General features: G+C 71.7%; 11 protein-coding genes and 1 tRNA gene. 2 read left to right on the top strand and 10 right to left on the bottom strand.

Features of this window, described 5'->3' with window-relative positions; genetic code table 11:
• Nucleotides 1-2: 2 nt before the first annotated feature.
• Both SERN_RS08805 and SERN_RS08800 read right to left on the bottom strand, forming a co-directional pair.
• Complete coding sequence (locus SERN_RS08805) at nucleotides 3-953, bottom strand: carbohydrate ABC transporter permease (RefSeq protein WP_233251563.1); 951 nt, start codon at nucleotides 951-953, stop codon at nucleotides 3-5.
• Nucleotides 954-1,082: 129 nt separating this feature from the next.
• Complete coding sequence (locus SERN_RS08800) at nucleotides 1,083-2,378, bottom strand: ABC transporter substrate-binding protein (protein WP_233251562.1); 1,296 nt, start codon at nucleotides 2,376-2,378, stop codon at nucleotides 1,083-1,085.
• Nucleotides 2,379-2,650: 272 nt separating this feature from the next.
• Between SERN_RS08800 and SERN_RS08795 the strand changes: the two genes are divergently transcribed.
• Nucleotides 2,651-3,664 (top strand): LacI family DNA-binding transcriptional regulator, encoded by a 1,014-nt coding sequence (locus tag SERN_RS08795; RefSeq protein ID WP_332888465.1) that lies wholly within the window; start codon nucleotides 2,651-2,653, stop codon nucleotides 3,662-3,664.
• Between the two features lie 41 nt (nucleotides 3,665-3,705).
• Here the strand turns inward: SERN_RS08795 and SERN_RS08790 are convergent, their stop codons facing one another.
• Nucleotides 3,706-4,407 (bottom strand): GAF and ANTAR domain-containing protein, encoded by a 702-nt coding sequence (locus SERN_RS08790; protein ID WP_135849698.1) that lies wholly within the window; start codon nucleotides 4,405-4,407, stop codon nucleotides 3,706-3,708.
• A 452-nt stretch (nucleotides 4,408-4,859) separates the two neighbouring features.
• Between SERN_RS08790 and SERN_RS08785 the strand changes: the two genes are divergently transcribed.
• On the top strand, nucleotides 4,860-5,396 hold the full coding sequence (locus SERN_RS08785) for a hypothetical protein (protein WP_135849697.1): 537 nt from the start codon (nucleotides 4,860-4,862) through the stop codon (nucleotides 5,394-5,396).
• A gap of 8 nt (nucleotides 5,397-5,404) precedes the next feature.
• On the opposite strand, the gene SERN_RS08780 is transcribed toward SERN_RS08785, so the two are convergent.
• The 7 genes from SERN_RS08780 to SERN_RS08750 form a co-directional block, all read right to left on the bottom strand.
• Nucleotides 5,405-5,478, bottom strand: a tRNA-Thr gene (locus tag SERN_RS08780).
• 102 nt (nucleotides 5,479-5,580) lie between these two features.
• Nucleotides 5,581-6,405, bottom strand: coding sequence for a DsbA family protein (locus SERN_RS08775; protein ID WP_135849696.1), 825 nt, complete (start codon nucleotides 6,403-6,405; stop codon nucleotides 5,581-5,583).
• Nucleotides 6,406-6,488: 83 nt separating this feature from the next.
• Nucleotides 6,489-6,956, bottom strand: coding sequence for a hypothetical protein (locus SERN_RS08770; protein WP_135849695.1), 468 nt, complete (start codon nucleotides 6,954-6,956; stop codon nucleotides 6,489-6,491).
• Between the two features lie 9 nt (nucleotides 6,957-6,965).
• Entirely contained in the window at nucleotides 6,966-8,429 is a 1,464-nt protein-coding gene (locus tag SERN_RS08765; protein ID WP_135849694.1) for an APC family permease, read from the bottom strand.
• Nucleotides 8,430-8,663: 234 nt separating this feature from the next.
• Nucleotides 8,664-10,202, bottom strand: coding sequence for an L-arabinose isomerase (araA, locus tag SERN_RS08760; protein ID WP_135849693.1), 1,539 nt, complete (start codon nucleotides 10,200-10,202; stop codon nucleotides 8,664-8,666).
• Between the two features lie 47 nt (nucleotides 10,203-10,249).
• Nucleotides 10,250-10,945, bottom strand: a complete 696-nt coding sequence (locus SERN_RS08755; RefSeq protein ID WP_135849692.1) for an L-ribulose-5-phosphate 4-epimerase — start codon at nucleotides 10,943-10,945, stop codon at nucleotides 10,250-10,252.
• A gap of 63 nt (nucleotides 10,946-11,008) precedes the next feature.
• Nucleotides 11,009-12,679, bottom strand: coding sequence for a xylulokinase (locus SERN_RS08750; RefSeq protein ID WP_135849691.1), 1,671 nt, complete (start codon nucleotides 12,677-12,679; stop codon nucleotides 11,009-11,011).
• Nucleotides 12,680-12,702: the final 23 nt, after the last annotated feature.

Genomic DNA, 12,702 nt, shown 5'->3' with positions numbered 1-12,702 from the left:
GGCTAGCTCTCCGAGGAGCCGCGCATCGCGCGCAGCTGGAAGACGTTGATGGCGACGAGCGCGAGGAGCGTGATCACCGAGAGGGCCGCGGCCATCCCCAGGTCCCGCTTGGACTCGAACGCCAGGTTGTAGATCAGCTGGACCACGGTCATGGTCGAGGAGTCCGGACCGCCCTTGGTCAGGATGTAGAACTGGTCGAACGCCAGCAGGGACCCCGTCACGCACATGATCGTGGACAGGGCCAGCGAGGGCCGCAGCAGCGGCAGCGTGATGCTGCGGAACGTCTGCCAGGTCTTCGCGCCGTCGAGCTTGGCGGCCTCGTAGACGTCCCCGGGGATGTTCTGCAGACCCACCAGGAGCAGCAGCATGTAGAACCCGGCGAAGCGCCACACGACCAGGAACACCGTGCCCCACAGGGCGCCGGCCGGGGACCCCAGGATGCTCACGACCCCCTCGGTCACCCCCAGCTGCTCCAACCACCGCGAGACCGGGCCGACCTGCGGGGAGTACAGCGCGTAGAAGAGCAGGGACGCGCTGGCCAGGCCGAGCGCCGTCGGCAGCAGGAACGCGGTGCGCAGGAACCCGCTCCACCTGCTGGAGACCTGCACGATCAGCGCCAGCCCGAGGCCGAGGCCGATCAGGAGCACCGTGGCGATCACGGTGTAGAGCAGCGTGAAGCGCACGGACGGCCAGAACTGCCGGTGGGCCAGGACCTGCGTGAAGTTCTCCGGGAAGTTCGTCCCCTGGTTGCCCCCCAGGAGGCTCCAGTCCGACCCCGACATGAAGAACACGATCCCGATCGGGACGACGAACAGCGAGAGCACCAGGGCCGCGGTCGGTGAGGCGTAGGCCCACCCGGTCCGGCTGGTGGTGGTCCGCCGACGCCGTCGCGCGGGGGCAGCGGTGGGTGGGGTCAGCGGGCTCCGATCGGGAGCGCTGGCCGGCGCGGTCATGGTCATCGTCGTCCTCGACTGGGTGCGGTAACGGGGGGCGTGGGAGTGGGCGGTCGCGTCGGCGGTTGCCACGTGTGGGAACGGAACCGGGGCGCCGGCCGCCCGTCGGGGCGGCCGGCGCCGGGTGACCTACTGGTCGAGCACCTCGGTGATGAGCTCGTTGTCCGCCTCGACCGAGTCACCGCCGTCGAACGTCGCGGTGCGCACCATCGAGACCCACGGGCTCCCGGAGGCGTTGAACGCCTCGGAGAAGTACGGGGCGACCGGGGTGCGGCCGTTCTCCACCACGGAGTTGATCGTCAGCGCGATCGGGTCCTCGGCCGCGTACTCGTTGTCCAGCAGCGTGGTGAGCGCGGGAACCTCGCCGTTCTTGGCGACCACCTCGAGCTGCGCGTCCTCCGACACGAGCCAGGACAGGAAGTTCCAGGCCGCGTCCACGTTCTCGGAGTCCTTGGAGACGCCGATCGCGTCACCGCCCAGGAACGTCGAGGTGCCGCCGTCCATGCCGGGGATCGCGGCGACGCCGACGTCGATGCCCGCCTCGATCGCGCTGTAGACCGCGGTGTTGGGGTACTGCATCACGCCGACCTTGCCCTCGGAGAAGGGTGCGGTCCACGTGGCACCGGTCTCCTCGTTGGAGCCGGCACCGATGGCGCCGCCCTCCTCGAGCGCCGCGTAGACGTCGTACAGCGCTGTGGCCGACTCGCCACCCAGCAGCGACTCGCGCCCGTCCTCCGAGATGACCTCGTCACCGGACGCCCAGATCGAGGGGAACCAGGTGAAGACCAGGCAGCCGCCGCAGTTGCCGCCGAAGTACGTGCCCGAGACGCCGTCCTGATCGAGCGCCTGCACCGCCTCCGCCTGCTCCTGGAACTCCGCCATCGTCGTCGGCCCCTGCTCGGGATCGAGCCCCGCCTGCTCGTAGAGGTCCTTGTTCCAGACCATCACCGAGACGTCGGTGACGAACGGGAGGGTGTGGCGCGCGCCGTCGGGCGTCGTGCCCGCGTCGACGTGACCCACCGCGATGTCGTCGAAGTTCGCCAGACCCTCGATCTGGTCGGTCAGGTCGGTGAAGAGACCGTTGTCCACCCAGTACGGCAGGCGTACGACGTCACCGGCCAGCAGGTCGGGGAGGTCCCCGTTCTGCGCGGCGGCGCCGACCTTGCCCTCCATGTCGTCGTTGGGCACGATCTCGAGGTTGACCTGGTTCTCGTGCGACTCGTTGTACGCGTCCACGAGAAGCGTCGCCTGGCGCTCGAGCGGCGCCCTGGTCCACATCGTCAGCTCGGTGCCGTCGTCGACCCCCTCGCCCTCGACGCCCTCGCCGCTCCCCGCGTCCCCGCCGGTACCCGAACCGTCACCGGTCGTGCCCGTCCCGTCATCCCCGCCCGAGCACGCGGCGAGGACGAGCCCCAACGCCAGCACCGCAGCTCCACCACGAACCGCCTTCATGGGCGACCGAGTCATAGTTCTCCGCCTTCATCATCGAAGCACCGCCGCTGCACTGCGCCGGTGACCGTCCGCGAAAGTGCAGAAACGGTTTTCGGTGAATCTAGTGCGCGTTCGCGAGCCCGTCAAGCAGGCATGTGAACGTTGCCGTGACTGCGGCGCTTCCGGAATGCAGTACGGTGGCGAACCAACCTCCTGACCGAGGCAGGTTGATCGATGGAAAGGGCTTTCGGATGGTGGAGGCGCGGGTGACCACGCTGGCCGACGTCGCGGCGCTCGCCGGCGTGTCCGTGGCCACGGCGTCCAAGGCGCTCAACAACCGCCAGCAGGTGGCCCCGACCACGCGACAGCGCGTCGTGGAGGCCGCCGAGCAGCTGCGCTTCCGTCCGAACACCCTGGCCAAGAGCCTCCTGACCGGGCGGTCGGGCACGATCGGACTCGTCACCCACGACCTCGACGGCCGGTTCTCGATCCCCGTCCTGATGGGCGTCGAGGACGCGGCCGGCACCGGCAAGATGTCCGCGCTCCTGTGCGACGCCCGCGGCGACAGCCTGCGGGAGGCCTACCACCTGCAGGCCCTGCTGGGTCGACGCGTGGACGGCCTGGTGGTGGTCGGCGCCCGGCCGGATCCGCGCGAGAGTCTCGGGCGGCTGCCCGTCCCGGTGGTCTACGCCTACGCGCCGTCGCTCGATCCGGAGGACATGTCCGTCACCGTCGACCACGAGGCGGGCGGCCGCATCGGCGTCGAGCACCTCATCGCCTGCGGACGCTCCCGCATCGCCGTGATCTCCGGCGACCCCGCCTACGGTGCGGCCCACCAGCGCGCCACGGGCGCCCTGGCCGCCCTGGGGGCGGCCGGTCTCGCGCCGTGGGGCGGGGAGGTGCTGTTCGGCAGCTGGACGGAGTCGTGGGGGCGCTCGGCGACGGAGATGTTCCTGGCGAGGCCCGACGCGCGCGACGCCGAGCGCGGCATCGACGGCATCCTGTGCGGCAGCGACCAGATCGCCCGCGGCGTGCTCGACGTGCTGCGCGAGCGCGGCGTCGCCGTCCCGCGCGAGGTCTCGGTCGTCAGCCACGACAACTGGGAGCTGTTCGCGACCGGGTCGCGACCTCAGCTCACGAGCGTCGACATGCACCTCGAGGACCTGGGACGCCGTGCCGCCAACCGGCTGTTCGAGGCCATCGAGGGCCGCGCGACCCCGGGGATCGACGTGGTCCCGAGCAGCCTCGTGATGCGGGAGTCGAGCCTGCCGACCGGGTGACCCGCGGGGACGGCCCGACGGCGCCGGATCGAGGGAGGCCGTCAGGTCGGGCGCACCCCCATGTGCACGACGGCGTTCGCGACCTCCTGCAGCGGGATCCGCCGCGTCCGCGCGAACTTGCGGATCACGCTGAAGGCGACGTCGACCGAGGTCCCGTTCGACTCCGCCACGATGCCCTTGGCCTGCTCGAGCAGCACCCGGGTGTCGAGCGCGTTCTGCAGCTGCTCCGAGAGCAGGGTCTGCTTCGCGAGCGTTGACGCGTTGATGAGGAACGCCGTCGCCATGTTGGACAGGACCTGGGCGGCGCCGAGGTCCTCCTCGCTCCACTCCCGGGGGGTGGCGCAGTAGAGGTTGAGGGCGCCGATGCCCTGGTCGGTCAGCCGCATCGGGATGGCGGCCACGGCGCGGATGCCCTGCGCGTGCGCGATGCGGAGGTAGGTGGGCCAGCGGATCTCGCGGTCGAGGTCGTCGATGGCCTCGACGCGACCGGTGCGATGGGCCTCGATGCACGGCCCGGCCTGGTCGAGCTCCTGCTGCTTCTCCAGCGGCTGGATGAGCTCGGGGATCGCGGTGATCGCCTCGAGCCGGTCGCCGCGCGCCAGGCTGACGCCGCTGCCCACGAGGCCGAGCAGGTCCGCCAGGCGCTCGGCGAGCTCCTCCAGGACCTCCAGCACGTCGTAGTCCGTCAGCAGCCGAGCACTGAAGTCGGAAGTGGTCCGGACGAACTGCTCGTAGGACTTCACGCCTCACCCGTTCTTCGTCGTGTCCGCCGCCGCGGCCCCCGCACGAGTCGTGCGGGTGGCCGATCGGCCGGTCCCAGGCTACGCGGAACGGCCACGCACTCGGCCTCCGGAACTGGCCGGTCCCTCCGGTCGAACTCGCGTACAGAGCGGAGTAGTGTGGTCGGCGTCGTCCTCGGACGGCGGCCCACCCCAGACCTCGGTGGCGAATCCCCTGTCACCCCTGACACCTGGTGGCGAACCGTTTCGCCGAACCAGGATGGTGGGCCCGTGGTCTCGACTCTCATCGACCCCTTCTCGCGCGACGACGACGTCGCGTCCCCCCGGAACCGCGCTCGTCCCGCTCCGGAACCCCTGTCACCCACCGTGCGCCTCGTCGACCCCGAAACCGGGTCGCCCCGCACCCTCGCGGCCTGATCGCCGCACCCAGCGTCACTTCTGCACCTGGAGATCCCATGCACCAGAACTCCCCAAGCACCCTCGTGAACCTCTCCCCCTCCGGTTCGATGTCGACGGCGGCCACCACCGCCGCGCACCTCGCCGAGGACACCGGCGTCGGCACGAGCTCGCTCACGTTCCAGCAGCTGCCGCCCGTCGAGCTCGAGCAGATCCGCGAGGAGCACCACGCTCTCGGTCTCCGCATCGGCGCCGCCCTGGGCATGACGACCGACTGGGCCCGCACCCGCTGGCTCGCCGGACCCACGCGGGGCACCGTGCTGCCGCAGTTCTTCGTCAGGGTGCCCGGCGCGCAGCCGGAGCGCGCCACGGGCGAGCTCATCACGCGCCGCCTCGCGCGGCACGGCTGGGGCGGCCGCCTCATCGCCGACGACGGCGAGTTCCGCATCGACGCCCGCCGCAGGGACGCCCGCCTCGTGCTCGACGCCCGCGACCGGACGATCTCGCTGACCATCACGGGCACCGTGCTGGCCATCGGGCCGACCCAGAAGCTGCACCTGCTCGCCGGGGCCTACGAGGACGACCTCGACAGCTGACCGCTCGGAGCCCCCTATCGGATTCGAACCGATGACCTGCTGTTTACAAGACAGCTGCTCTGGCCAACTGAGCTAAGGAGGCGGGCCCGGGCGCAGGACGCCTCAGGACCCGTTCATTCTGCCAGAACGCACGAAGGGCCCCCGCCGCGGCGGGGGCCCTTCGTGCGTCACGCGATCGCCTCGATCACTCCGAGACCGCGGCCTCGCCGACGCCCTGCTCGCCGAGCCAGGTCAGGAGCGCGCCCTGCTGGTAGATGTTGACGTCCTGGGGAACCCGCTCGCCGTCGAGCTTGGCCGTCGGGGTGCCGGCGACGCCCTCGCGCTGCGCCTGTCGGGTCCCGACGGCGACCCACTCGTTGTACGTGCCGTCCACGAACGTGTCGGCCACGGCCTGCGGCACACCGGCGTCGACCGCGATCTGCGCGATCTGCTCGTCGCTCAGACCGGGGGTGTTCTCCTCGGGCTGGTTGGCGAACATCGCCTCGACGAACGCGACGAACTGGTCGGGGGCGTCGTTGGCGACGGTCGCGGCCGCGTTAGCGGCGCGGGTGGAGAACTGGGTGCCCTGCGAGAGCTGGTCCAGGTTCGACATCATGTGGTAGCTGACCGTGAGGTCGCCGGAGGCGCGGAGCTCCTCGAGGTCGGTCTGGTTGGCCGCCTCGAAGTCGCCGCAGTACGGGCACATGAAGTCGATGTACACCTCGAGCACGGGCGCGTCCGCGTTGGCCGTGCCGGCGGCACCGGCCTCGCCGGCCGTGATGCCTGCGCGGTTGTCCGACGTCGACGGCGCGCTGCCGTCGAACGCGTCGAGCAGGGTCTTCTGCGACTGCTGGAAGATCACGAAGCCGACGCCGATGACCAGCACGACGATCGCGCCGAGCACGCCCATCAGGATGTTGCGGCTGCGCTTCTCGCGCGAGTCCTGCTGCTGGCGCAGCTTCTCGGCCTGGGCGCGCGCCGCCTCGCGGCGCTGGTCCTTCGTCTGCTTGGGGGACTGCTGGGAAGACATGGGGCTCCTCGATGAGGGACGTGCGGGAAGGGGGGAGGTGGCGGGCGTCGACGTCGACGTCCGGCGGTCGAGAGGGTGAGGTCTCAGGCGGCGAGCGGCGGGGCCCGCAGGCCGACCACCGCGGTGGCGGCACGCCGCACGTCGCCGGTCACGGCCGTCGCGCGGGAGAGCACCGAGCGTGCGCCGACGGCGACGACCGCACCGGGCGTCCGTCGTCCGGGGAGCACGCGGTCCAGCAGCCGGGCGACGAGCGCCGCCGTGCGGGCGAGCGCCGCGGACATGCCGGCGAGGGCGCCGATCGCGGCCAGGTTGACCGCGATCGTCGTCAGCGCGACCGCACCGACGACGGCGAGGACCCCGTGCTCGTCGAGCGCGACACCGCTGGGGCAGTCGGCGGCCGGACGCAGCAGCAGCAGGTGGGCTCCGGTGAGCGATCCGAGCGACGGCACGCACGCGCGGACCTGGACCAGACCGGCGGCCACGACCGCCCACAGCGGCACCAGCAGCGCGCAGGCCGAGGCCAGCACGAGGAGGCGGCGCGAGGGGGTCACGCCGCGATCCTACGGGACTCGGTTGACGGGACCGCTGCCGCTGAAGCTGTCGGGGTCGCTGAAGCGCGTCGGGCGGATCCCGAGCCTGGCGTTGACCGCGTACGTGATCACCCACAGAACGAGCCCGACCACGAGGATCACCCCCGCGACGCGGTACTGCAGCGGATCGCGCCCGGCGAGCGGCGTGACGAGGTAGAGGCACGTCACCGCGCCGAGCACGGGGATGGCCGTGGGTGCCCGGAACGCGCCCTCGGGCGCCGGGTCGCGGCGAAGGATCAGGACGGCGGTGTTGACGACGGTGAAGACCGCCAGGAGGAGCAGCGCCGTCGTCCCGCCCAGGACGCCGATGACGTTGGACTCGGGGTTGAGCGAGACGGCCGTGATCAGCGCGAGGGCCAGCACGGTCGTGAAGATGATGGCCACCCACGGGGTCTGGCGGCGCGGGTGGACCCTGCCGAGCACCGGCGGCAGCACCTTCTGCCTCGCCATGCCGTAGATCAGACGGCTCGCCATCAGCATGTTGATGAGAGCGGAGTTGGCGACGGCGAACATCGAGATGAACGGCAGGATCCGGTCGATCGGCAGGCCGGGCGCGCCGGCCCTGACCACCTCCACGAGCGGCGTCTCGCTCGCCGCGAGCTCGCCGACGGGGACGAGGGCGACGGCGACGATCGCCACGAGCACGTAGATCACCCCCGTGATGCCCATGCCGGTGAGCATGATCCTCGGGAAGATCCTGGCGGGGTTCTTCGTCTCCTCGGCCATGTTGACCGAGTCCTCGAACCCGACCATCGCGAAGAAGGCGAGCGACGTCGCCGTCGTGATCGCCAGGAAGACGCTCTTGTCCTCCGGGGTGTCGAAGGCGACGACGCGGGAGAAGTCGGCCTGCCCGAGCGCCGTCAGCCCGACCATGATGACCAGCAGCAGGCCGGAGAGCTCCACGAGGGTGAGCACGACGTTGGCCTTGACGCTCTCACCGACGCCGCGGAAGTTGACGATCGCCAGCAGCACCATGAAGCCCGCGGCCACCACGAGGATCTGCGGCGGTGTCGCCTCCCACCCGACGCCGACCGCGAAGTTCGAGGCGAACGCGCGCGACGCCGTCGAGGCGGACGTGATGCCCGAGCTCATCACGATGAACGCGACGAGGAACGTCACGATGTGGATGCCGAACGCCTTGTGCGTGTAGAGCGCGGCGCCCGCCGCCTGCGGGTACTTGGTGACCAGCTCGAGGTAGCTGAACGCGGTGAGGGTGGCCACGCTGAACGCGATGAGGAACGGGAGCCACGCCGCTCCCCCGACCTCGCCCGCCACCTGACCGGTCAGGGCGTAGACCCCGGTGCCGAGGATGTCCCCGACGATGAACAGCAGCAGGAGCTTGGGGCCGATGGCCCGCTTCAGCTCGACCTGCTCACCCTCGCCCCGCTCGCCCTGACCCTGCTTGCCCTGCGCGTCCACGACCCGGTCGGACATGGTCCCCACCTCTCGCGCCGACCTCGACGATGAGCTCGGCAGTGGGCGTCACTGTGCTCCTGCTGTGCGCGGTTGTCGAGGAGACGCGCCCACCCATCCATCCACCCACCCGCTCGCCCCCGCCCCGCCCCCGGACGCCGAGAGCGACCCGTCCGCCGTGGGAGCGACGTGTCACACGTCGCTCCCACGGCGGGAGGGTCGCTCTCGGCGGATCGGGGTGGGTCTGAGCGGAGGTCAGAACCCCTGGGCGAGGCGGAAGTACGCCGCGTTCCAGCGCAGCTCCTTCTTGAGGCCGCGGATCGTGGTCGAGTCGTCGATCAGCACGAGCTCGGTGCGCAGGATCTCGGCGAGGTCCTCCCACGCCTCGGCCCCCACGGCCGTCGACATCACCGTGTGGTGCGCGCCGCCCGCGGTCAGCCAGGCCTGCGCGGAGGTGCGGAAGTCCGGCTGCGGCACCCACACGGCGCGGGCGACGGGCAGGTTCGGCAGCTCGGCGTCGGGCTCGACGACGTCGACCACGTTCGCCACGAGGCGGAACCGCTCGCGCATGTCCGACAGGGCGACGACGATCGCGGGGCCGGTGTCCGTGTCGAAGACGAGGCGGACCGGGTCCTCCTTGCCGCCGATGCCGAGCGCGTGCACCTCCAGGCTGGGGCGCGACGTGGTCAGCGACGGGCAGACCTCGAGCATGTGGGCGCCGAGGATCTTCTGCTTCCCGTCGGCCATCTCGTAGGTGTAGTCCTCCATCAGCGACGCGCCACCGGGCAGGCCGTGGCCCATCACCTTGGCGGCGCGCACGAGGATGGCGGTCTTCCAGTCGCCCTCGGCGCCGAAGCCGTAGCCCTCGGCCATGAGTCGCTGCACCGCGAGGCCGGGGAGCTGCTTGAGGTCGCCGAGGTCCTCGAAGCTGGTGGTGAACGCGCCGAAGCCGCCCTCCTGCAGGAACGAGCGCATCCCGGCCTCGATCGCGGCGCCGTCGCGCAGGCTCTGGTGGCGCTCGGCGCCGGGGAGCAGCTCGGGCGCGACGTCGTACTCCGCCACGTAGGTCTCGATCAGCGCGTCGACCTCGGCGTCGGTCACCTGCGCCACGCGTGCCGCGACCTCGTTGACGCCCCACGTGTTGACCTGGACGCCGAAGACGCGCTCGGCCTCGGTCTTGTCACCCTCGGTGACGCCGACGAAGCGCATGTTGTCACCGAAGCGCGCGAGCTTCAGGCCCCGGACGTGCGCCCACGCCGTCGCGGCGCGGGCCCACGTGCCGATCTCCTCGCGCACGAAGGACTGCGACGCGTGACCGACGACCGTCTTGCGGGCGACGCCGAGGCGCGAGGCCATGTAGGCGAACTCGCGGTCGCCGTGCGCGGCCTGGTTGGTGTTCATGAAGTCCATGTCGATCTCGCCCCACGGCAGGTCGACGTTGGCCTGCGTGTGCAGGTGCAGGAACGGCTTGCGCAGCGCGTCCAGGCCGGTGATCCACATCTTCGCGGGCGAGAACGTGTGCATCCAGGCGATGACGCCGACGACGGCGGGGTCGGCGTTCGCCTCGTCGGCCACGGCGCGGATCGCCTCGGTGTCGGTGAGGAGCTGCTTGAAGACGACGCGCACGGGGATCTCGGCGCTGCCGTCGAGGTGGCCGACGATCTCGCGGGAGTTGACCGTCACCTCCTCGAGCGTCTCGGGGCCGTAGAGGTGCTGGCTGCCGGTGAGGAACCAGATCTCGCGGCCCGCGAACGGGTCGAGCGTGGTGGGGTCGGTGGGGGGAACGCTGGTCACGGGGTTCTCCTGGTGGCTGGGGTGGGGGTGGGCGGGAGCGCGCGGGCTCAGCGCCCGTAGACGTTCTGGTAGCGGTCGTAGAGCGAGTCGACGTCGGAGGTCGCCATCGGGACGGGGTCGCCGAGCTGGCGCGAGATGTGGACCGTGCGGGCCACCTCCTCCACCATCACGGCGGCCTTGACGGCGGCCCTCGCGTCCTTGCCGATCGTGAACGGACCGTGGTTGGCCATCAGCACCGCGGGGCTGCGGGACTCGCGGAGCGTCTCCACGATGCCGCGCCCGATCGAGTCGTCGCCGATGAGCGCGAACGGTCCGATCGGGATCTCGCCGCCGAACTCGTCGGCGATCATCGTCAGCACGCACGGGACGGGCTCGCGTCGTGCGGCCCACGCCGTGGCGTAGGTGGAGTGCGTGTGGACGACGCCGCCGACGTCGCTCATGTGGCGGTAGACGTAGGCGTGCGCCGCCGTGTCGCTCGAGGGCGACCGGTCGCCGTCGACCAGCGTGCCCTCCAGGTCGCACACGACCATGGACTCGGGCGTGAGCTCGTCGTAGGTCACGCCGGACGGCTTGATGACGAGCAGGTCCTCGCTGCCGTCGGCGGCCTCGCCGCGCACGCGCTGGCTGACGTTGCCGGCGGTCCACACCACGAGCCCCCAGCGGGGCAGCTCGGCGTGCAGCGCGGCGACGTCGACGCGCGCCTTCGCGACGGCGTCGCGCAGGTTCTCGGGGATCGTCCCCATGGTGGTGCTCCTCAGGATCGACGGTGCAGGTGGTGCAGGTGATGCGGGTGGTGCGGGTGGTCCTCAGACCGCGGCGATCGCGGCGCGCTCGATCGCGAGCCCCGCCTCGTAGCGCTCCAGGAACGTGGCGTAGCCGGCCACGTCGACGGGGTCGGGCTCGACGACGACCTGGGCGGCGTCGGCGAACACGCGCCGGTTCAGATACTCGGCGAGCGTGACGTCCTCGCCGGCCGCGATCGCGCGGCGGTGGGCGGCCAGCACGGCGATGCCCCACGCGCCGCCCTCGCTCGCCGTCTCGCCGACGGCGACCGGGGTGCCGACGGCCGCGGCCAGCAGCCGCTGCGCGACGCCCGCGGTGCGGAACAGGCCGCCGTGGGCGAGCAGCGCGTCGACCTCGACCCCCTCGCGCGTCAGGATGCGCATCCCGAGGCTCAGCGTGCCGAACGCGCCGTAGACCTGGGCGCGCATGAGGTTGCCGAGCGTCAGGCGGCTGTCGGGGGTGCGGACGATGAGCGGACGCCCCTCGGACAGCCCGGTCACCGGCTCGCCCGCGAGGTAGTTGTAGGCAAGGAGGCCGCCGCCGTCGGCGTCGCCCTCGAGGGCCTGCGCCAGGAGGGCGGCGAAGACGTCGTCGCGGTCGGCGCCGTGGCCGATCGCCCCGGCGAACGTGTGGAACACGTTCGCCCACTCCCCCAGCTCGCTGGCGCCGTTGTTGCAGTGCACCATCGCGACGAGGTCGCCCACCGGCGTGGTGACGAGGTCGATCTCGTGGTGGACGGTGGTGAGCGGCTGCTCCAGCACGATCATCGCGAAGATGCTGGTGCCGACGCTGACGTTGCCCGTGCGGGGCGCGATCGCGTTGGTGGCGACCATGCCGGTGCCGGCGTCGCCCTCGGGCGGGCACACCGGCGCACCGGCGGTCAGCGTGCCGGTGGGGTCCAGCAGCGCGGCACCCTCCGGGGTGAGCGAGCCGGCGTCGGCGCCCGCCCCGAGCGAGGACGGGAACAGGTCGCGCGCGGCGGGGAGGCCCGAGCGGCCGGCGCGACGCTCGGCGATGCGCTCGTCCAGGATCGCCAGGAGCGCGGCGTCGTAGTCGTGCGTGGCGGGATCCACGGGGAAGATGCCGGAGGCGTCGCCGACCCCGACGACCCGGCGCCCCGTGAGGCGCTGGTGCACGTAGCCCGCCAGCGTGGTGACGTGCGCGACGCGGTCGAGATGGTCCTCGCCGTCGAGCACCGCCTGGTAGAGGTGCGCGGCGGTCCAGCGCATGGGGATGTTGTACCCGAGCGCCTGCGTCAGCTCGGTGGCGGCCGCCCCGGTCGTGGTGTTGCGCCAGGTGCGGAAGGGCGTGAGGAGCTCGCCGGCGGCGTCCAGCGCGACGTACCCGTGCATCATGGCCGAGACGCCGACGGCGTCGAGGGCGGTGGGACGCACGCCGTGGCGGCGCTCGGCGTCGGCCAGCGCGGCGGCGACGGCGGCGGCGAGGCCGGTCCAGACGTCCGGGAGCGCGTAGGTCCAGACGCGGTCGGTGAAGGCGTTCTCCCACGCGTGGCTGCCGGTGGCCAGGACCTCGTGGTCGGGGCCGATCAGGCAGGCCTTGATGTTGGTCGAGCCGAGCTCGATCCCCAGCACGGCGCGGCCCTGGGCCAGCAGGTCGCCGGGGGTGGGGACCTCGGCCGGGACGGCGGTGCCGGTCGTGACGGAGGCGCCCGTGGGCGACGGGGAGGCTGTCATCGGTGACCCTCTCGGAGTGGTTG

The organism is Serinibacter arcticus (genome assembly GCF_004786095.1).
In the GTDB taxonomy this organism is placed as follows: domain Bacteria; phylum Actinomycetota; class Actinomycetes; order Actinomycetales; family Beutenbergiaceae; genus Litorihabitans; species Litorihabitans arcticus.
This window is presented reverse-complemented; position numbering and strand designations above follow the sequence as displayed.

What these genes read in the sequence shown, in the direction of transcription:
- SERN_RS08805 (WP_233251563.1), bottom strand. Translation starts at nt 953, where the DNA reads ATGACCGCGCCGGCCAGCGCTCCCGATCGGAGCCCGCTGACCCCACCC.
- SERN_RS08785 (WP_135849697.1), top strand. Translation starts at nt 4,860, where the DNA reads ATGCACCAGAACTCCCCAAGCACCCTCGTGAACCTCTCCCCCTCCGGT.
- SERN_RS08775 (WP_135849696.1), bottom strand. Translation starts at nt 6,405, where the DNA reads ATGTCTTCCCAGCAGTCCCCCAAGCAGACGAAGGACCAGCGCCGCGAG.
- SERN_RS08765 (WP_135849694.1), bottom strand. Translation starts at nt 8,429, where the DNA reads ATGTCCGACCGGGTCGTGGACGCGCAGGGCAAGCAGGGTCAGGGCGAG.
- SERN_RS08755 (WP_135849692.1), bottom strand. Translation starts at nt 10,945, where the DNA reads ATGGGGACGATCCCCGAGAACCTGCGCGACGCCGTCGCGAAGGCGCGC.
- SERN_RS08750 (WP_135849691.1), bottom strand. Translation starts at nt 12,679, where the DNA reads ATGACAGCCTCCCCGTCGCCCACGGGCGCCTCCGTCACGACCGGCACC.